This is a genomic window from Caloranaerobacter sp. TR13 (assembly GCF_001316435.1).
Classification (GTDB): domain Bacteria; phylum Bacillota; class Clostridia; order Tissierellales; family Thermohalobacteraceae; genus Caloranaerobacter.
Genome location: NZ_JXLL01000002.1, coordinates 17,562 through 37,538, shown reverse-complemented (window position 1 = coordinate 37,538; position 19,977 = coordinate 17,562). Strand labels below are relative to the sequence as shown.

The following is a 19,977-nucleotide window of genomic DNA, read 5'->3' as shown; positions in this document are numbered from 1 at the left end:
ACTGGGTATTAGGTACTAGAAATAGAGAATAGGGAACAGTGAACAGGGAAGAGGGAAAATAAATAAAGCCCTGAATAACCAGGGCTTCTCTTATTAAAGTAATGGGTATTAAACTTATTCTAATGCAATACTTCTAAAACAGAATAATAGATTTTTTCAAAGTCGTTAGCTATAGATAATAATCCTTCATATGCTTCAACGATTTGTGGAGTATAATGTTTAACAGGATAAGGTTTTAATCCTTTGTTATTTTCTACAAGTATTTTTTCAATAGCATCCCAATATTTTTTATCTAATTTTTCTTCAGCCTTATAATTTAAAATATAATGATATACGTTTGATATCCTCAAAACTGGAATATCTGAATTGTTTTCGATCTCAATATTATCATTAGCAATTACAACGATTGGTCTAAAGTGAACATATGGTACATCTTCGGCATTAATTTTCTTTAATTCTTCATTTAAAAACCTTTGCTGTATTCCTATATGTCTATAGATTTGTGCTGTTACATTATGTATTGGAACTTCCTTACCTGAAGCATTATATCTTTTCCATGCCCCATCCTTTGATATTACAATTTTTCCTGAATTTGAATTGTCTCCATAATTTTTAACCTCAATACAAAACACGCCATTTTCAGATATAATGATGCTATCGGATTCAACAGTTGTATTCTCTACTTCTAATCGAATACTTCCTAAGTTTTTAATTACATCCCTATAAAGAAAAAGTTCTTCATTTAACCTTTTTTCTCCAGCTAACCCTGATCGGCTTGCAAAATACATCTTATTAATATATTCATAGGCCTCTTTTGCAAAATCAGTAAATTTATTTGCTTTCTCTTTAATCTTTTCAATAAGTTCATAAAGTCTTTCTATTTCTGGGACATCTCTTAGATTTTCTACACTATTTGAAATTTCATCTAACTTATTAATATCAATCGCTGTTTTAATGTTATTTGGAGTACTAAAAAGCATATCCATAACTTCTTTTTCTTTTTCCATAAAATCTACCTGCTGATCAATTTTAATCATAACTTCATTCACTTCTGAAAAGTCATCTTTGAGTACTTTATGAGATAATATGTTACTAAATTCTTCATTTAATCTTGTCAATTCTCTTTTTATAAGATTAACAGTTTTCATTTTTTTCCTTTTTCTGGTTAACGCAGCTAAAATTTTCTTAATAACTAAATCAATAATAAGCTTAATAACACTCAATTCCACAATTAATATAAATATTCCTTTTCCTTCTTCAGGATCCAAAAAACTAATAAAAATAGCAAACATTAAAGCATAAAACAGTAATGGTAAAAGACGTAGATAATTAATTACAACAAAAACTACCAAAATCAAAAGTTCTATTATTTTCCAAATCATTTTTTCACCTCTTACTATATTGTATTTTCCCTTTTTATATTTACCAATGAAAAAATTATATCATAAACTATACATCTATAAAATTAAAATTTTATATTATGTAATTACCTACTTTTATCGGTAGTCTCTTTTTTCATCTTATTTATTTTCTTATTTATTTCTTTTAACACAAAAAACTTCGAGCTTATATGCCCGAAGTCAGACTGTAAATAAATAATTTATTTTATAACTCAACTTTTGAAAGTATTTCATTTTCTATATTATTTACTTGAGATTCTAAACTTTCAACCTGTTTTGATACTTTAGATACAAATTCCTCATCTTTTATAGAACCTAAATTTATTTTTACATTATATAAAGCTGAAAGGACTGCAGTCCTTGCCATCATAGCTGCAACAGCTCCATCTGTAACTGCATTTTTATTACCCTTTTCTACAACCTTTGCTGCAAACTCTAATAATTTAAAAGCATCTTCAGCTACTTCAAGAGGTACTAATGCAGCAGTTTTAAAGCTTTCTTGTATAGCCTTTTTTCTAGCCGCCTTTTCTTCCTCTGTATCCTTAGGTAATTTGAAAGCAGCCATTACTTTATTGAAAGCATCTGAATCTCTATCTATATCGTTAACAAATTTTTCTCTGTATTTAAAACAAATACTAACTATCTCTTTCATCTCATCTTCTACATCTTCATAACCCTTTTTACCTATAGTCAAATTACCAACCATTTCAATCAAACTAGCTGATAAAGAAGCACTTAAAGCCGCTACACTTCCTCCACCTGGAACAGGTGATTTAGAAGCTGTTTTTTCTAAAAATTCCTTAAGGTTTAAATCTTGTAACATAATACTGTCCCCCTATCTTCTTTATTAAAAACTAAAACGCCGTTTTTAATTACTTTTTCAACAGTACTTACACCAATATGATATGGTATATATTTATATGATGGAAACTCAAGAATTATAATGTCTCCTTTTTTACCTACATCTATACTTCCTATGCTATCAGCCCTGTCTATTGCAGCAGCTCCATTAATAGTAAGTGCTGTAATAGCTTCTTCAGTAGTCATATTCATATAAAGTGTTGCTAATGCAAAAATTAGAGGTATTGACTCTGTATGACAGCTACCAGGATTCATATCAGTAGCTAATGCAATAGCTAAATTCTGGTCTATCATGTATCTAGCTCTAGCATAAGGCTCTTTTAAGCTAAATGCAGTGCCAGGTAAAAGCGTAGCAACAACTCCTTTTTCAGCCATCTGTCTTATTCCTTCATCTGATGCCTGCAGTAGGTGATCTGCTGAAACGGATCCTAATTCAGCTGCTAATTCAGCTCCTCCTAGCTGCACAATTTCATCTGCATGAATTTTTAGTTTAAATCCATATTCTTTAGCTTTTTTAAGATACCTTCTAGACTGTTCAACAGAAAATACATTCTTTTCGCAAAAAATATCACAGAATTCAGCTAATTTTCTTTCAGCAACAACAGGCAGTACTTCATCTATCATAAAATCTATAAATTCATCTTCTCTTCCTTTATAATCCTTTGGTACTGCATGAGGGCCTAAAAAAGTTTTTGCTATATCAATAGGATGTACATTATCAAGCTTAGCCATTACTTCTAACTGCTTAATCTCTGTTTTATAGTCTAATCCATAACCACTTTTTCCTTCTACTGTTGTCACTCCAAAAGAAAGCATTGAATCTAGTCTCTTTAATCCCGACTTGAATAATTCTTCTTCAGAAGCTTCTTTAGTAGCTTTAACTGTACTTACAATTCCGCCACCTCTTTTCATTATTTCCATGTAGCTATCTCCTCGAAGCCTCCAAGAAAATTCTTCAGCTCTATATCCTCCAAATACAAAATGAGTATGAGAATCTACAAAACCAGGTAACACAGCTTTTCCAATCGCATCTATTACTTCATAGTCTTTTTCATTATATTGTCTAAGTATTTCTTCTGTCTTTCCTACAGCTTTAATTATTCCATCTTCTATTACTACTGCCCCGTCATTAATTATCTTTAAATCAGACATCTCTTTACCTTGCTTAGCTTTAAAACCACTACAAGTAATAAGCTCGTTGGCATTCTTTATAATAATATTACCTTTCATGTAATCACTCCATTATCCTAGCTTCTAAAACTTGCTCCATAGAGAAGTCTTCTATGCCAAGGTAATATACAGCAGTATCAATTAACGCTTCCATTGGTACAAGACCTATAATCTCACTTCCAACTATATTTACACCGTATCTTCTCGCTTCTATTCTTATAAGTTCAAAAACTCTATAAAGTGCTGTCTTAGTATAATCTGTCATGTTCATTGAAACTTGAACAATTCCTCTGTCTTTAAGTTCTATTCCTATAGCCTTGCAATATCTTAATCCGCCGCTTATATGTCTAACTCTTCTAGCTATTTGATTAGCTATTTCTAAATTATCTGTAGATAAATTAACATTAAATGCAACTAAAGGCATCCTTGCTCCTACAGCAGTTACTCCAGCTGTTGGATGAATTTTATCTGGACCAAAATCTGGTTTCCAATCTGGGTCCTTAAGTTTTTCTTCCATACCCTCAAATTCGCCTTTTCTTATTTTAGCAAGATTTTGTCTTTCTGGTCTTGTAGCTGATTTTTCATATAAGAATATAGGTAAATTATACTTTTGGGCAGCTTCCTTAGCCACTTCTTTCGACAATTCGATAGCTTCTGTCATACTAACATTCTTAACAGGTATAAAAGGTACAACATCTACAGCTCCCATTCTTGGATGTTGTCCTTCATGCTTTGTCATATCAATTAGACGAGTAGCAACTCCGATAGCTTCAATAACTGCTTCTTTTAAAGGCTCTGGCTCACCAACTACTGTTACAACTAATCTATTATGATCTTCATCCCTTTGATAATCTAAAAGTTTAACTCCATCTTTTCCTCTGAACGGATTTACTATTTTCTCTATCTTTTCTAAATCTCTACCTTCACTAAAATTGGGTACACATTCTATTATCTTTTTCATTGCTGCCAAACCTATCTCCTCCTTAAGTTCAGTTCAATTCTTATCAGTAGTATGAGGGACTTAACGCCCCTCATACAGATTATTTATTCATTTTCTTAAACGCTTCGTCAACAAGACCTTTTACTAAATCTTCATCAGGAATATATGGTATTGTAATATGATCTGTTCCTTCATTCATTTTGTTGTATTCTATACAAGTTTCAATAGAATTTTCATTTCTAGCCCATGCACGTCTTGCTACTCCACCCATAACATCCCATGGCATTGCTCTTTTAATTATATTATCTACTCTTTGGCTACCATCTAGAACTAATCCAAAACCGCCATTAATAGCTTTACCTATTCCTACTCCACCACCATTATGAAGTGCTACAAGGCTCATACCTCTTGCGGCATTTCCTGCAAAACATTGTGTAGCCATATCAGCCATTATGTTACTACCATCTTTTATGTTAGCAGTTTCTCTGAATGGTGAATCTGTTCCTCCAGTATCGTGGTGGTCTCTACCAATCATTACAGGTCCAATTTCACCTTTTCTTACCATCTCATTAAATTTAAGAGCTATTTTCATTCTTCCCATTGCATCTTGATATAATATTCTAGCTTGAGTACCTACAACTAAATTATTCTTATCTGCATCTCTTACCCATATATAATTATCTCTATCTTGGAATCTTCTGTTTGGATCTATACATTCCATAGCAGCTTTATCTGTTTTAAGTAAGTCTTCACGCTTACCACTTAAGCAAACCCATCTGAACGGGCCATATCCATAGTCAAATAGAAGTGGTCCCATTATGTCCTCTACATATGATGGGAATATAAATCCATCTCTTTCATCCACACCATTTTTACATATTTCTTTAACTCCTGCATCATATACAGCTTTCATAAAACTGTTGCCATAGTCAAAGAAATATGTTCCTCTATCAACTAAAGTCTTTATTAATTCAAAATGACGTCTTAAAGATTTGTCTACTAATTCTCTAAATTTAGCTTTATTGGTCTTAAGAAGCTCTGTTCTCTCTTCAAATGTTAGCCCTTGTGGACAGTATCCTCCATCATATACTGCATGACATGATGTCTGGTCAGAAAGAAGATCTATATCTATATTATTTTCAACTGCATATTCTAATAAATCTACAACATTACCATAAAAAGCTATTGCAATACCTTCTTTTCTATCCATATATTCTTTAGCTAATTTGAATGCTTCTTCTGGTTTGTCTACTATTTTACTTACCCATCCTTGGCTAAATCTAGTCTGTATTCTTGAATAGTCAACTTCAGCAATAATTCCTACACCATTAGCTATCTGAGCTGCCTTACCTTGAGCTCCACTCATACCACCTAAACCAGAAGTTACAAACAAACGTCCTCTTAAATCTGCATCGTTTGATAAACCAAATTTTATTCTACCTGCATTAAGTATTGTATTATAAGTACCATGAACAATACCTTGAGGTCCTATATACATCCATCCACCAGCAGTCATTTGACCATAGTTTGCAACTCCTAACGCAGCTGCTCTATGCCAATTTTCTTGGTCATCAAACATACCTATCATTAAAGCATTTGTAATTATTACTCTTGGCGCCTCTGGTGATGATTTAAAAAGACCTAAAGGATGTCCTGACTCTATTACTAATGTTTGATCTTCTGTCATTACTTCAAGATATTTTTTGATAAGTCTATACTGCATCCAATTCTGACAAACCTGTCCTGTTTCTCCATAGGTAACAAGCTCATAAGGATAAAGAGCTATATCAAAATCAAGATTGTTGTCTATCATAACTTGAAACGCTTTTCCTTCTATACAATTACCTTTATATTCATCTATTGGCTTTGCTTTTATATTTCCTTCAGGTCTAAATCTATAACCGTAAATCCTACCTCTAGTCAAAAGTTCTTCTAAAAACTCTGGCGCAAGTTTTTCATGCCACTTTTCAGGTATATATCTTAATGCATTTTTTAATGCTAACTCGGTTTCTTTTTGTGATAAAACAAACTCTCTTTTAGGTGCTCTTCTTATACCTTCAACGAATTTTGGCATTTCTGGCAATTTCTCAAACATATCTTCTAGTTTAATAGTCATTGCCTTGGAAATATCAATATTTGATATCATACTAACACCCCTTAATTAGAATAGTCCTGTTATTTCACCATCTTTAGATATATCCATGTTGTTAGCTGCAGGTACTTTAGGTAATCCTGGCATTGTCATAATATCTCCTGTTAAAGCTACTAAAAACTTAGCTCCAGCAGATACTTTTATTTCTCTAACAGTTACTCTAAAGCCTGTAGGTCTTCCCTTTAATGTTGGGTCATCTGATAATGAATACTGAGTTTTTGCCATACATATAGGCATCTTATCTAAGCCTAACTCTTCTATCTGTTTAATTTGTTTTTCACACTTCTTAGTAAAGTCAACTCCATCTGCACCATAAACTTCTTTAGCTATTATTTCAATTTTTTCTTTTATTGGTAAATTAACATCATATAAAGGTTTGAAATTAGAAGGTTTATTTTCTATAGTTTCTACAACTTTCTTAGCAAGCTTAATTCCACCTTCTCCACCTTTTGCCCATACTTTTGATAATACTACTTCTGCTCCAGCATCTTTACACTTATCGAATAATAAGTTTAATTCTTTTTCTGTATCTGATGGGAACTCATTAATAGCTACTACAACTGGAACACCGAATTTTTGAACATTTTCTATATGTTTTTCAAGGTTTCCAAAACCTTTTTCTAAAGCTTCAAGGTTTTCTTCATTTAATTTATCCTTTGGTACTCCTCCGTGATTCTTAAGTGCTCTTACAGTAGCTACTATTACAGCACAATCTGGTTTTAACCCTGCAAATCTACACTTAATATTAAAGAATTTTTCTGCACCTAAATCAGCACCAAATCCTGCTTCTGTTACAACGTAGTCTGCTAATTTTAATGCAAGTTTTGTAGCCATAATGCTGTTACATCCGTGTGCAATATTTGCAAATGGCCCTCCATGTATAAATGCAGGTGTATTTTCTAATGTTTGTACCAAGTTTGGTTTTATAGCATCTTTAAGTAATATTGTTAATGCTCCTGTTGCATCTAAATCATTTGCAGTTACTGGTTTGTTATCATATGTATATGCTACTATCATATTGCCTATTCTTTCTTTTAAATCTTCTAAGCTAGTTGCTAAACAAAGGATTGCCATAATTTCAGAAGCAACAGTTATATCAAATCCATCCTCTCTAGGAACTCCGTTTGCTCTTCCACCTAGTCCTACTACAATATTTCTTAAAGCACGGTCATTCATATCAAGTACCCTTTTCCAAACAATTCTTCTAGGGTCTATATTTAATTTATTTCCTTGATGTAGATGGTTATCAAGTAATGCTGCTAATAAGTTATGTGCTGTAGTTATTGCATGAATATCTCCTGTAAAATGTAAGTTTATATCTTCCATAGGAACAACCTGAGAATATCCTCCACCTGCTGCTCCTCCCTTTACACCAAAACAAGGACCTAATGAAGGCTCTCTAAGTGTTGTTATAGCTTTTTTACCTATCTTATTTAATCCCATGCTTAAACCTATGTTTGTTGTAGTTTTTCCTTCTCCTGCTGGAGTTGGATTTATTGCTGTAACTAAAATAAGCTTTCCATCTGGTTCATTTTCTAGTCTTTTTAATACATCTAATGATACTTTTGCCTTATACTTTCCGTATAGCTCCAATTCATCCTCTAAAATATCACATTTTTTTGCAACCTCTGTAATTGGCTGCATTTTAGCATTTTGTGCGATTTCAATATCACTCGGTACTTTAACCATTTTTCCCACCCTCTCCTTTTTTTTAACTCTAATTGTAATTATAATATTTTGTCGTCGCTAATTCGTCTAATTTTAATCTTTATTTCAAATTTTCTGATATTTTAGTACAAAAAATACAACCAAAGACAAAATAGTCTTTGGCTTTTACTTAGCTGCTTCTTTTAATGCATCTAAATTTTGAAGTGCTATATCTCTTTTGATTTTTAATAATTCAACATTCTTCTTATCTATAACACTTTTTAAATCCTGTATAGAAGCTTTTAGTTTTTCTTTAAGCTTTTCATCTTTTTTGTCTAATTTTATTTTTTGGCTAAGTCTTTCAAAAATAGGTTCTAGATATTTTGACATATCCATAGCCTTAGCCCATTCATTAATTTCTCCATATAAATGTATCTGCCTAATATTGTATTTTAATTTTTCAATCTCGCCATCAGGATTTCCTTTATACATATTTAAAAAGTTCGAAAGACGCAAAGTTACACTATTCGTATTAAATAAAGAGTTAATTTCATTTTTAACATCTGCTGATATTGTCAAATTATCAAGAGCTTCTTCAAATTTCCTTATGTCTTCTTCTCTTATACCATCTTTTACAACATCTAACTCATAATCATTCCATTTTTTATGAACATTAACAATTACTTTATTTACAGCTTCCCACGCTTTTTTTATTTTCTCTTCTATATCTGTCTCTTTTTTTCCTTCCTCAGATTTTTTCTCTGATTGTCCCATCTTGTCTTTTGATTCATCTTGCTTTTTATCTTTCTGCTGTTTATCTTTTTCGTCTTCCTTCTTTTTATCTTCTTTTTTAGATTCTGCTGCCTTCTCTTTCTCCTCTTTTATCTTTTCTATTTCTTTAAATATATTTTCTACATCTTCTACCATTCCCTTCAATGAAGTAGGTATTTCATCTTTATTTGTCTTGGGCGACGGTTTTTCTTGTTGTTTACTACAGGATATACTAACTGGTAAAATTATCAGAATAAGTATTAAAACAAAAAATACTCTTTTAAACTTTACTGTCTTTCTCAACTTAAATCACCTCAAGGTTAGTATATCCCAATCTTTATATTTTTAATGTTTTTTCTTAATTAATCTTCAATAATTTTTACGTAAACCTTTCTGAATCTTGGTCCGTCAAACTCACACAAATATATACCCTGCCATGTACCTAAAAGCAACCTCCCATCTTCTATAAAAACTGTTTCTGAAAAACCTAATAAACTAGCTTTTATATGTGCTGAAGAGTTTCCTTCAATATGCTTATAGTTATCATCAAATGGTATTATTTTATTAAGCTCCATCAGCATATCAAACTTTACATCAGGGTCAGCATTTTCATTTATTGTCATTCCAGCTGTTGTGTGTGGTATAAAAATATAACAAACTCCACTTTTAACTTTTGAATTCTTTACTATTTCTTGTACTTTTCTTGTTATATCTATAAACTCTGTATGCTTTTCTGTTTTTATCTGTAAAGTTTTTATCAAACAAACCACTCCTTTAAGTTATTTACTAAACATCTTGTCAACCATATTCTTAAACTCCTTAAAAAGAATTATACCCCTATTTAGATTTTCTTCTGTACACAACACATCTACTAAACTTCTATAATACCACTCTTGTTTATCTCTTCCTCTTTTAAATCGCTGCCATACTTTTTCACCCATTTTTTTATATGCTTCGTACATAGTACTAATATTATGTAATTTATCTGCACATGAAACAACTTGTTCTTCAAATGAAGCAGTTTTTAGATATTCAATAGTATGCTTTTTCCTATCTTCCCATGGTAATGTTTTATCAGGTTCTGAACATCCTTTTACAATTTTAGCCACTTTTTCACCGAATTCGCTCTGTATAAACTCTAATGTAATAGATGTGTCTTCTACAGTATCATGTAAAATACCAGCAGCAACTATCTCTTCAGATAATCCCTCTTTTAAAAGCATCATACCTACTGTATATGGGTGAGTAATATATGGAATATCTGTACATTTCCTAGTTTGATTTTTATGGGCCTTAGCTGCTACTTCAATAGCTCTTTCAATCATAATAATTATCGCTCCTTCATTGCGTATTTATATATAAATAATACCCATACCAACTATTAAAATGCAAATTTATTGCCCTTAGTTAGAAGAAAAAAGAACCAAAAAAATAAGGCAATGAACCTAATCCATTGTCTTAGTGGTTCATTGCCTCAGTTTTTATTCTCTTATTACATTGCTCTTTTATATATTTCCATAATTTCTTCTAAACTTGCCTGCTTTGGATTTGTAAATCCACATGCATCTTTTAATGCATTTTCTGAAAGTGTTTTTATATCTTCTTCTTTAGCTCCTAATTCCTCTAATCCTGATGGAATACCTACATCAGCAGATAATTTTTTGATTGCTTCTATAGCTTTTTCAGCTGCTTCTTTTGCTGAAAGACCTTCTATATTTTCTCCCATAGCCTTAGCTATATCTGCTAATCTTTCAGGTACTACCTTAGCATTATATTCTTGTACGTGAGGTAATAATACCGCATTACATACTCCGTGTGGTAAGTCATAAAAACCTCCTAGCTGGTGAGCCATAGCGTGAACATAACCTAAACTTGCATTATTAAAAGCCATACCAGCTAAAAATTCAGCATAAGCCATTTTATCTCTTGCTTCACGGTCTTGACCATTTTCAACTGCTTTTCTCAAGTATTGAGAAATTAGTTCAACGGCCTTTAACGCACAAGCATCAGTTACAGGAGTAGCTTCAGTTGATACATAAGCTTCTACTGCATGTGTCAAAGCATCCATTCCTGTAGCAGCAGTTAATGATTTAGGCATTTCTAACATTAATAAAGGATCATTCACTGCTAAGTTAGGTGTTGTACGCCAGTCCACAATAGCCATTTTTATGTGTCTTTCTTCATCTGTTATAATGCAGAATCTTGTCATTTCACTTGCTGTTCCAGCGGTTGTATTTACAGCTACTAAAGGTAACATTGGCTTAGTTGATTTATTTACACCTTCATAGTCCTTAATTGAACCTCCATTTGTAGCAACTAGCCCTATACCTTTAGCACAATCATGAGGAGAACCTCCACCAAAAGATATAATAAAATCGCAGTCATTTTCTTTTAATAATTTTAAACCATCTTCTACATTTTTAACAGTTGGGTTAGGTTGAGTACCATCATAAATAACGTATTCTATTCCCTCTGTGTCTAATACTTCTGTTAATTTGTTTACTAAACCAATTTCTACTAATACTTTATCAGTTACTATTAAAGCTTTCTTGAGTCCTAGAGATTTTATTTCTTTTCCTGCTTCTTTTAGACAACCAGGACCCATTAAACTTACAGGTGGCATAAAAAATCTGAAAGTCTTATCCATCCTTTATCCTCCTTAAAAATCGTTATCTTGAAAATATTCTTTACAATTTGATAATACAATATTCATTGTTAAAAAACTAACTCAAAATTTTAAAAAATAAGCTAAATTTTAAAAAAAATATATATAATAAACATATATTGATAAATAATTAACATAGTGCTTGTTTTATGATATAATTTAATTTATCAGAATTGTAACAATAGAGGTGATAACATGTTGAACAGCTTTGATAGGAATTTAGAAATTTTAGATGGATTCGAAACAGACTATTTAAGAATTTTTTATTATGATTTTACTAAAAAATATAAGGGCAAATACAAATCATATGAATACAACAGACTCTGCACAATAATTGAAGGTGAAAAAAAAGTTAAGGTTAATGATGATTACACTTTTAAATACAATAGTAACCAATTTATCTTGTTACCTCCCCACTCTAGTGTCGAAATGGAAATAAATATTCCTACCAAAGCACTAGTTTTAGAACTAAACAGTAACTTAATTTATAACATAAGCAATAAAATATCTCTAGATTTAGAAATAGAAACAGATAGGTTAATTTATAATGATTTGTTTATTGCTACAAGTGACAATGAGATAAAAAATTGTATATCAAAGATTATAAAAACTTACAATAGTTCTGATAAAAATAAAGAATTCTTAATAGATTTATACGCTCAGGAAGTTATTTATAACTTACTTAAAATAAAAGGCGCTAGTCTAATATTAAACACAGAATATAAAAATCCCATTTATAAAGCTATTAGATATATGGAAGAAAACTATAACAAATCCATAAATATAAAGGATATAGCGTGGAATTTAAATATGTCTGAATCAAATTTCTCTTTGTATTTTAAAAAGATAATAGGAATTTCACCAAAAGAATATTTGAAAAACATCAGGTTATCCAAAGCAGAAGAACTTTTAAAAGAGTATAATGTTACAGAAGTAGCATATAGTGTAGGATATGAAAATATTTCTCATTTTATAAAATTATTTAAAAGTAAATATGGTCTGACACCAAAACAATACAAAAAAAACTACTATCAAAAAAACTTAATTAATTCAAATAATATATTTTGATTTCCCTCTTTAAATATTCTATATCGTATGTTATAATATACCCATAAGGGGTATATAGAAGGAGGGATTATAATATGAAAAAAGCAGTAATTAACCCAAATAGATGTGATCAATCACCATTTTGCCCTGTAGTTAGAGCATGTCCTGTTAATGCTATTAAGCAAAAAAAAGAAGGATTTTTTAAAGTATCTACTCCTGAAGTAGATCCTGATATCTGTATTGGTTGTGGCAAGTGTGTAAACTATTGTCCTCATAGAGCAGTTGAAATGGTTGAAAAATAGACATATAGCACAAATATCTGAAGAAAAAAGCGGCCATTGGCCGCTTATAATTTATATATATTTAATAGATATAACTTTATTTTTTTCAATATATAATTCATCACTTAATCCATCAACTATTACAAGTCCTCTTCCACCAATTTTTAAATCCATAGGATCATACTCATCTATATTATAGTCAATGCCTGTACCTTCATCAGTTACTTCAATCCTAATTAATTCATCCTGTATTGCTAAATAAACATTGACTATCTTGCATTCATCCTGTTTATTCCCATGGACTATACTATTTATTATAAGTTCATTTAAAATAAGTTTTACATCAAAAATAATACTTTCATCACAAATAATTCTGTCAACTTCACTTATTATTCCGTCTAAAATACTCTTAACCTTATACAAGTCGCTAGAAATAGCTTCATTGATTATTAAATTCAATAAAATCACACACCCATCTAATATTATATATTTTTATAATAATATTATTGAATTTACACAAAAAATATTATACCCCGTTGGACAAACAGTTAATCAAAATTTTTCAAAAAAATTTATTATAAATTTCGGAAAGTGTATTTTAGATTTTATCAATTTCAGTTTTAATTATCATGTTTAATATTATTATATCAGGGTATTGAGTATATTGAAAATATTTGAATCAAAAATATTTGAAAGGAGTTTTTATTATGGATAAATATGTATGTGTAGCTTGTGGATACGTATATGATCCTGAAAAAGGAGACCCTGATAACGGTATTGATGCTGGAACAACTTTCGAAAATATACCAGATGATTGGATGTGCCCTATATGTGGCGTTGGTAAAGATATGTTTGAAAAGGTTGAATAATCCTAAAAGCTTCCTTTTGGAAGCTTTTTTTGTGTTATAATTTATAAAGTAAGTTTTAAGGGGGGCTTATATGTCTAAACAACTTAAAGCTGATTTAGCTCTTTTATTAGTTACAATCGTTTGGGGGTCTACTTTTGTAATAACAAAAAATGCTCTTGAAGATATTCCTACATATAATTTCTTGACTATCAGATTTATTCTTGCTTTTGTAGTCTCTTCTCTAATATTCTTCAATAATATAAAAAATTTAAACAAAAAGACTATATTTTTAGGTTCTATCATTGGTATAGTTCTATTTGCTGGATATGCATTCCAAACTGTTGGTTTATTATATACAACAGCATCTAAATCTGGTTTTATAACTGGATTTTCGGTTGTATTAGTCCCAGTTTTTTCTGCAATTTTGCTTAAAAAAATACCAAATACATCTACTATAATTGGAGTATTACTAGCGATATTAGGACTCGGATTTATGACTCTTAATACGAACTTATCTCTCAATATAGGTGATTTTTATACTTTAATATGTGCTTTTGCATTTGCTTTTCATATAATACTGGTTGGAAAATATACTTCCCAAGTTGATTCGATAGCTTTAGCCGTTATACAAATAGGAATTGTAGGAATGTTAAGTTTGATTTTTTCTCTGTCTACAGAAAACTTCATTATCCCTAAATCTTTAGATATATGGATTGCTATATTTATTACAGGTGTTCTAGCTACATCTGGAGCATATATAATTCAAAATACTATGCAAAGATTTACATCGCCTACACATACTGCCTTAATATACACAGCAGAACCTGTTTTTTCTGCTATATTCGCTTATATACTTCTTAATGAAGTTATGACAACTAAAGCAATTTTAGGAAGCATACTTATTCTTACAGGGATGATTGTTAGCGAAATAAAATTTAATAAAAGTTAAAGAGGGACTCTTTAGGTCCCTCTTACTTTGTCAACAAACTTTCAATAGTCTCCCATACCTTCTCTACATTTATCTTCTTAGTTGCAGAAAATGGTATTATTAAGTTTCTATCTTCTACTCCTAATTCTTTTGCTATTATTGATATGTGCTTTTGCCACTTACCTTTAGCAATTTTATCTGCTTTAGTAGCTATAATTATCCCCTTATAGCCAAAAGATTTTATCCAGTTATACATCATCTTATCGTGCTGACCTGGAGCGTGTCTAATATCTAAAAGAAGAAAAACTTCTTTTAATGATTTTCTATTTGTTAGATAATTTTCTATCATCTTACCCCATTTTTCTCTCTCTTTTACCGAAACCTTAGCATATCCATATCCAGGTAAATCTACTAATCTAAACTCATCATTTATACTGTAAAAGTTTATTGTTTGTGTTTTTCCAGGTTGAGAACTAGTCCTCGCAAAATTTCTTCTATTAATCAAAGCGTTAATAAGTGAAGACTTTCCTACATTAGACCTTCCAGCTAAAGCTATTTCTGCTACTCCTTCACTTGGATACTGATCCTCATTTACTGCTGTAATTAGTAATTTTACATCTCTAATCTTCATCGCCATCATCCTTTTTCACTAAAGCATTTTCTAATACTTCATCCATATTCTTAACCAATACAAATTCTAATCTTCTCTTAACTTTATCAGGTATTTCTTCCATATCCTTTTTGTTATCCCAAGGCAATAAAACTTTTTTAATACCTGCTCTATGTGCTGCTAAAACCTTCTCTTTTATTCCACCTACAGGCAATACTCTACCTCTTAAGGTAATTTCACCTGTCATGGCTACATCACTTCTAACTGGAATATTTGATAAAGCAGATATTACAGCAGTGGCCATTGTTATACCTGCTGATGGTCCATCTTTAGGAATAGCTCCTTCTGGAACATGAATGTGTATATCCTTTTCTTTATAAAAATCATCTTCTATTCCTAATTCGCTAACCTTTGACCTAATATAGCTTATACCTGCCATTGCTGATTCCTTCATTACATCTCCAAGCTGTCCTGTAAGCTGCAATTTACCCGTTCCATTCATACAATTAACTTCAATAGATAAAGTTTCTCCACCAAATGCAGTCCAAGCTAGACCTGTTGCTATTCCGACCTGATGCTCATCAGCTACTTTTTCATATCTAAATTTAGCAATACCCAAGTATTTATGCAGATTACTACTATTTATTCTTACAGTTTTTACATTATCCTCTACTATCTTTTTAGCAACTTTTCTGCATATATTCGCTATATTTCTTTCAAGATTTCTAACACCAGCTTCTCTTGTATATTTATTTATAATATCTCTTATAGTATTTTCTGATATTACTATGTTTTCTTTTTTCAAACCGTGTTCTTTCATCTGTTTAGGCAATAGATACTTTATTGCTATCTGTACTTTTTCTTCTTCTGTATAACCAGATATTCTTATAACTTCCATTCTGTCAAGCAATGGTCTTGGAATTGTAGATGTTGTATTTGCTGTTGTTATAAACATAACCTTTGATAAATCAAAAGGTACTTCTAAATAATGGTCAGTAAATGTACTGTTTTGCTCAGGGTCTAAAACCTCCAATAATGCTGATGCTGGATCTCCTCTAAAATCACTACTTAATTTATCTATTTCATCAAATAAAAATACAGGATTTTTTGAACCTACTTTTCTCATTGAAGATATTATCCTACCTGGTATAGCCCCTACATATGTCCTTCTGTGCCCTCTGATTTCTGCTTCATCTCTTACTCCACCAAGAGACATTCTGACAAATTTTCTATTTAAAGACTTAGCTATAGATTTAGCAATTGAAGTCTTTCCAACTCCAGGAGGCCCAACTAAACACAAAATAGGACCTTTCATATTTTTTGCTAACTGTCTTATAGCTAGATATTCAAGAATTCTCTCTTTAACATCTTTAAGACCATAATGGTCTTCATCTAATATTTCTCTAGATTTCTTAATATCAATTCTATCTTTAGTCTTCTTGTCCCAAGGAAGCTCAATAATCCACTCTAAATAATTTCTTATAACACCAGTCTCTGCTGAGGCTGGAGATAATCTTAATAATCGGTCTGCTTCCTTTAGTGCCTTTTCTTTTACTTCTTTTGGCATTTTTATTTTATTTATTTTTTTCTTATACTCTTCAACTTCAGCTTCTATTCCATCCTCTTCGCCTAATTCCTTTTGTATAGCCTTTAACTGTTCTTTAAGGTAATATTCCTTCTGCAATTTGTTTATTTGCTTTCTCACTCTTTGATATATTTTCTCTTCGATTTCTAATACTTCTATTTCTTCTTTCAAAATTATATAAAGAGTTTCCAATCTTTCATAAGGGTTAAAAGCTTCCAGTATTTTTTGTTTATCCTCTGGTTTTAGTTGAATATAAGACGCTATAACATCTGCTAATCTTCCTGGTTCATCAATTTCAGAAACTGTAATCACTACATCTGGAGAAACCTTATTACCTACTTTAACATATTCCTCAAAGGCTTCTAATACAAGCCTCATCATAGCCTCTGTTTCTATATCCTTTTCTTTTTCAGTATCGTAAATAAGTTCTTCTATCTCTACCTCGAAATATGGATCTTCTTTTAAAATCTCAGTAATTCTGCCTCTATTAATTCCTTCAACTAAAACTCTAATAGCATCTCCTGGTAGTTTTAACATCTGCTTAATCTTACATACTGTTCCTACATGGTAAAAATCTTCTGTTGAAGGCATATCTACCTTAGCTTCTTTTTGCGATGTAAGGAAAATAAGTGAATTATTTACCATAGCCTGTTCTAAAGCATTAATAGACTTATCTCTACCAACATCAAAATGCATTACCATATATGGAAATACAGAAAGCCCCCTTAATGGTATAAGAGGTATTACTCTTTTTCTGTTTACTACCTTGTTTTCTTCCATAGCATCAACTCCTTTAGGTGTCAAATCAGTAATATATAACTTACATCTATCTAACTATATTCTTTCTTTTCTGCAAAATTTTTAGTCCATAAGAATCTATTTTTCTTTTTCACACTATAGTTTATAGCTAATATAGATAACGAAACTAAAGATACCATAAAAAGGCTTTTCCACTCTATATTAATACCTAACATTCCTAAAAATGAATATGTGTTAAAAAGCATATGTAAAGTTACTGAACATAAATACCCGTAAATATCATAAATAAAACATAATATTATGCCTGTTACAAACGTATAAATATATGTTTTATAGTCAAAATGAGTGAAAGCAAAAATAGCAGAAGAAAGTAATACTGCAACAATCTTTTTATTAAATAAGCTTGAAAGCCAATTGTCATATATCAATACTCTAAAAGTAAACTCTTCTACTACTGGGGCTATTATAGATGTTAATACAAAAAACATTAAATAGTCAATAAATTGTTTTTGATAAATCAAATTATTTCCACTGCTATCTAAAATAAAACTAGTTATTGCTTGAAGTATGAAAAATAAAAATGGTGATATAAATACAACCTGTAAAATAAAGTTAATATTTATATTAAACTTAAGTTTATTTATAGGATAAAAAGTCTTAAATGTCTTATTATCCAATATATTAAATCTATATATTAAAATTAAGAATACAATAACAGAAGGGAATAAGAAAAGTCCATCATAAAAAAGTAGAAGAAAAATCTCACAAATAGGCAGTACATATTTAAGCAGTTTTTGATTTAATTTATCTAAAAAAATCCACATTTCTACATACTGCTTTAAAAGAATTACTATCAAAAATATTGTAAAAATAAATTTTACATACGACAATACTCCCACATCAATCCCCCCAATGGTATACAATAATATTTTATCAAAAATAATACAACTTTCAATTAAAAATAAGTTTTATCACTTAGGGAGGATTAAAATATGAAAAATGCCCGCATAAGCGGACATTTTATGACACAGATTCTTTATTATCTTGCTTTTTTCTAGTCCTTCTCTTCTTCTTTTCAGCTAAAACAAAAGTAGGTTTAGATTTATTTAAAATAGTATCTTTAGTGATAATGCATTTTTTAATATCATCTCTAGTAGGTATTTCATACATAATATCTAGCATGATTTCTTCTAAGATACCCCTTAAACCTCTAGCACCAGTCTTTCTTTCAATAGCTTTTTGAGCCACTACTTCTAATGCTTCATCATCAAATTCAAGTTCAACGTCATCCATTTTAAACAGCTCTTTGTATTGCTTAACAATAGCATTTTTAGGCTTAGTAAGAATATCTTTCAATGCTTCTTTATCAAGCTGCTCTAATGTAACTATAACTGGTATTCTTCCTACGAACTCTGGAATAAGTCCGTATTTCAATAAATCCCCTGGCTCAATTTGTTTTAACAGCTCTCCTACATCTTTTACTTCCTTACTTTGTATTTCAGCTCCAAAGCCCATAGACTTCTTACCTATTCTTCTTTGTATTATCTTTTCTATACCATCAAATGCTCCACCAACTATAAATAGGATATTAGTAGTATCTATTTGAATAAACTCCTGATGAGGGTGTTTCCTTCCTCCTTGAGGAGGAACACTAGCAATTGTCCCTTCTAAAATTTTAAGAAGTGCTTGCTGAACGCCTTCACCACTAACATCTCTAGTAATTGATGGATTATCAGATTTTCTTGCTATCTTATCAATCTCATCTATATAAATAATACCTTTTTCTGCCCTTTCAATGTCATAATCTGCTGCTTGTATTAATTTAAGCAAAATATTTTCAACATCTTCTCCAACATATCCTGCTTCAGTTAAAGAAGTAGCGTCAGCTATAGCAAAAGGAACATTTAAGATTTTAGCAAGAGTCTGAGCAAGCAGTGTCTTACCTGAACCTGTAGGACCAATTAATACAATATTACTCTTTTGTAATTCAACATCTTGGTCAGTAATCTTTCGGTTTATGCGTTTGTAATGATTATACACTGCAACAGCTAATGCTCTTTTTGCTCTGTCCTGCTTTATTACATACTGGTCTAATATTTCTTTTATTTCCTTTGGTTTAGGAAGCTCATTTAAATCGAATTCCATTATTTCTTCAAATTCTTCATCAATTATTTCTTGGCATAACTCAATACACTCATCACAAATATATACATTAGGTCCTGCTATTAGTCTTCTAACTTGGTCTTGAGTTTTTCCGCAAAAAGAACATTTCAGCTGTTTTTGTTCAAATCTTGACATTATGACACCTCTCTT

Annotated in this window: 19 protein-coding genes; 4 read left to right on the top strand and 15 right to left on the bottom strand. The window is 30.8% G+C overall.

Going from position 1 to position 19,977, the window contains the following annotated elements; translation table 11 throughout:
* Nucleotides 1–119: 119 nt before the first annotated feature.
* The 10 genes from TR13x_RS03375 to yiaY all read right to left on the bottom strand — a co-directional run bounded on the left by TR13x_RS03375 (nt 120) and on the right by yiaY (nt 11,588).
* On the bottom strand, nt 120–1,382 hold the full coding sequence (locus tag TR13x_RS03375; protein ID WP_054870491.1) for a nuclease-related domain-containing protein: 1,263 nt from the start codon (nt 1,380–1,382) through the stop codon (nt 120–122).
* A 223-nt stretch (nt 1,383–1,605) separates the two neighbouring features.
* Complete coding sequence (locus tag TR13x_RS03370) at nt 1,606–2,223, bottom strand: cyclodeaminase/cyclohydrolase family protein (RefSeq protein ID WP_054870490.1); 618 nt, start codon at nt 2,221–2,223, stop codon at nt 1,606–1,608.
* Entirely contained in the window at nt 2,208–3,491 is a 1,284-nt protein-coding gene (gene hutI / locus TR13x_RS03365; RefSeq protein ID WP_054870489.1) for an imidazolonepropionase, read from the bottom strand. The genes TR13x_RS03370 and hutI overlap by 16 nt, the downstream gene beginning before the upstream one ends.
* A gap of 4 nt (nt 3,492–3,495) precedes the next feature.
* The gene (gene ftcD, locus TR13x_RS03360) at nt 3,496–4,392 is read right to left on the bottom strand and encodes a glutamate formimidoyltransferase (RefSeq protein WP_054870684.1); all 897 of its coding nucleotides are present in this window, start codon (nt 4,390–4,392) and stop codon (nt 3,496–3,498) included.
* Between the two features lie 79 nt (nt 4,393–4,471).
* Nucleotides 4,472–6,517, bottom strand: coding sequence for a urocanate hydratase (locus tag TR13x_RS03355; protein WP_054870488.1), 2,046 nt, complete (start codon nt 6,515–6,517; stop codon nt 4,472–4,474).
* Between the two features lie 15 nt (nt 6,518–6,532).
* Nucleotides 6,533–8,212 (bottom strand): formate--tetrahydrofolate ligase, encoded by a 1,680-nt coding sequence (locus TR13x_RS03350; RefSeq protein ID WP_054870487.1) that lies wholly within the window; start codon nt 8,210–8,212, stop codon nt 6,533–6,535.
* Nucleotides 8,213–8,356: 144 nt separating this feature from the next.
* Nucleotides 8,357–9,244, bottom strand: coding sequence for a hypothetical protein (locus tag TR13x_RS03345; RefSeq protein ID WP_054870486.1), 888 nt, complete (start codon nt 9,242–9,244; stop codon nt 8,357–8,359).
* 59 nt (nt 9,245–9,303) lie between these two features.
* Entirely contained in the window at nt 9,304–9,702 is a 399-nt protein-coding gene (locus TR13x_RS03340; protein WP_054870485.1) for a secondary thiamine-phosphate synthase enzyme YjbQ, read from the bottom strand.
* Between the two features lie 18 nt (nt 9,703–9,720).
* A complete protein-coding gene (locus TR13x_RS03335) occupies nt 9,721–10,266 on the bottom strand; it encodes an HD domain-containing protein (RefSeq protein WP_082394766.1) in 546 nt (181 codons plus the stop codon).
* 167 nt (nt 10,267–10,433) lie between these two features.
* Nucleotides 10,434–11,588 (bottom strand): L-threonine dehydrogenase, encoded by a 1,155-nt coding sequence (gene yiaY / locus TR13x_RS03330; RefSeq protein ID WP_054870483.1) that lies wholly within the window; start codon nt 11,586–11,588, stop codon nt 10,434–10,436.
* A gap of 213 nt (nt 11,589–11,801) precedes the next feature.
* On the opposite strand from yiaY, the gene TR13x_RS03325 reads away from it, so the two are divergent.
* Together TR13x_RS03325 and TR13x_RS03320 are read left to right on the top strand one after the other, a co-directional pair.
* Nucleotides 11,802–12,674, top strand: a complete 873-nt coding sequence (locus TR13x_RS03325) for an AraC family transcriptional regulator (RefSeq protein ID WP_242851710.1) — start codon at nt 11,802–11,804, stop codon at nt 12,672–12,674.
* A 74-nt stretch (nt 12,675–12,748) separates the two neighbouring features.
* Nucleotides 12,749–12,955, top strand: a complete 207-nt coding sequence (locus TR13x_RS03320; protein WP_054870481.1) for an ATP-binding protein — start codon at nt 12,749–12,751, stop codon at nt 12,953–12,955.
* Nucleotides 12,956–13,006: 51 nt separating this feature from the next.
* On the opposite strand, the gene TR13x_RS03315 is transcribed toward TR13x_RS03320, so the two are convergent.
* Nucleotides 13,007–13,393 carry an ATP-binding protein gene (locus TR13x_RS03315; RefSeq protein ID WP_054870480.1) on the bottom strand — a complete coding sequence of 129 codons (387 nt, stop codon included), beginning with the start codon at nt 13,391–13,393 and terminating at the stop codon, nt 13,007–13,009.
* Between the two features lie 248 nt (nt 13,394–13,641).
* Here TR13x_RS03315 and rd point away from each other — a divergent pair, with 248 nt between their 5' ends.
* Together rd and TR13x_RS03310 are read left to right on the top strand one after the other, a co-directional pair.
* Nucleotides 13,642–13,803, top strand: a complete 162-nt coding sequence (gene rd, locus TR13x_RS10890; protein ID WP_082394764.1) for a rubredoxin — start codon at nt 13,642–13,644, stop codon at nt 13,801–13,803.
* Nucleotides 13,804–13,873: 70 nt separating this feature from the next.
* Nucleotides 13,874–14,731 (top strand): DMT family transporter, encoded by an 858-nt coding sequence (locus tag TR13x_RS03310; RefSeq protein ID WP_054870479.1) that lies wholly within the window; start codon nt 13,874–13,876, stop codon nt 14,729–14,731.
* A gap of 22 nt (nt 14,732–14,753) precedes the next feature.
* Here TR13x_RS03310 and yihA read toward each other — a convergent pair whose 3' ends face one another.
* From yihA to clpX, 4 genes are all read right to left on the bottom strand, one after another.
* Nucleotides 14,754–15,341, bottom strand: coding sequence for a ribosome biogenesis GTP-binding protein YihA/YsxC (gene yihA / locus TR13x_RS03305; RefSeq protein WP_054870478.1), 588 nt, complete (start codon nt 15,339–15,341; stop codon nt 14,754–14,756).
* Nucleotides 15,331–17,685: an endopeptidase La gene (lon, locus tag TR13x_RS03300; RefSeq protein ID WP_054870477.1), complete on the bottom strand. Its 2,355-nt coding sequence runs from the start codon at nt 17,683–17,685 to the stop codon at nt 15,331–15,333. The genes yihA and lon overlap by 11 nt, the downstream gene beginning before the upstream one ends.
* 50 nt (nt 17,686–17,735) lie before the next feature.
* The gene (locus tag TR13x_RS03295) at nt 17,736–18,563 is read right to left on the bottom strand and encodes a CPBP family intramembrane glutamic endopeptidase (RefSeq protein WP_054870476.1); all 828 of its coding nucleotides are present in this window, start codon (nt 18,561–18,563) and stop codon (nt 17,736–17,738) included.
* A 121-nt stretch (nt 18,564–18,684) separates the two neighbouring features.
* On the bottom strand, nt 18,685–19,962 hold the full coding sequence (clpX, locus tag TR13x_RS03290; protein WP_054870475.1) for an ATP-dependent Clp protease ATP-binding subunit ClpX: 1,278 nt from the start codon (nt 19,960–19,962) through the stop codon (nt 18,685–18,687).
* Nucleotides 19,963–19,977: the final 15 nt, after the last annotated feature.

What these genes read in the sequence shown, in the direction of transcription:
- TR13x_RS03355 (WP_054870488.1), bottom strand. Translation starts at nt 6,517, where the DNA reads ATGATATCAAATATTGATATTTCCAAGGCAATGACTATTAAACTAGAA.
- TR13x_RS03310 (WP_054870479.1), top strand. Translation starts at nt 13,874, where the DNA reads ATGTCTAAACAACTTAAAGCTGATTTAGCTCTTTTATTAGTTACAATC.
- TR13x_RS03350 (WP_054870487.1), bottom strand. Translation starts at nt 8,212, where the DNA reads ATGGTTAAAGTACCGAGTGATATTGAAATCGCACAAAATGCTAAAATG.
- TR13x_RS03370 (WP_054870490.1), bottom strand. Translation starts at nt 2,223, where the DNA reads ATGTTACAAGATTTAAACCTTAAGGAATTTTTAGAAAAAACAGCTTCT.
- yihA (WP_054870478.1), bottom strand. Translation starts at nt 15,341, where the DNA reads ATGAAGATTAGAGATGTAAAATTACTAATTACAGCAGTAAATGAGGAT.
- hutI (WP_054870489.1), bottom strand. Translation starts at nt 3,491, where the DNA reads ATGAAAGGTAATATTATTATAAAGAATGCCAACGAGCTTATTACTTGT.
- TR13x_RS03325 (WP_242851710.1), top strand. Translation starts at nt 11,802, where the DNA reads ATGTTGAACAGCTTTGATAGGAATTTAGAAATTTTAGATGGATTCGAA.
- ftcD (WP_054870684.1), bottom strand. Translation starts at nt 4,392, where the DNA reads ATGAAAAAGATAATAGAATGTGTACCCAATTTTAGTGAAGGTAGAGAT.
- TR13x_RS03335 (WP_082394766.1), bottom strand. Translation starts at nt 10,266, where the DNA reads ATGATTGAAAGAGCTATTGAAGTAGCAGCTAAGGCCCATAAAAATCAA.
- TR13x_RS03375 (WP_054870491.1), bottom strand. Translation starts at nt 1,382, where the DNA reads ATGATTTGGAAAATAATAGAACTTTTGATTTTGGTAGTTTTTGTTGTA.
- TR13x_RS03320 (WP_054870481.1), top strand. Translation starts at nt 12,749, where the DNA reads ATGAAAAAAGCAGTAATTAACCCAAATAGATGTGATCAATCACCATTT.
- rd (WP_082394764.1), top strand. Translation starts at nt 13,642, where the DNA reads ATGGATAAATATGTATGTGTAGCTTGTGGATACGTATATGATCCTGAA.
- clpX (WP_054870475.1), bottom strand. Translation starts at nt 19,962, where the DNA reads ATGTCAAGATTTGAACAAAAACAGCTGAAATGTTCTTTTTGCGGAAAA.
- yiaY (WP_054870483.1), bottom strand. Translation starts at nt 11,588, where the DNA reads ATGGATAAGACTTTCAGATTTTTTATGCCACCTGTAAGTTTAATGGGT.
- lon (WP_054870477.1), bottom strand. Translation starts at nt 17,685, where the DNA reads ATGGAAGAAAACAAGGTAGTAAACAGAAAAAGAGTAATACCTCTTATA.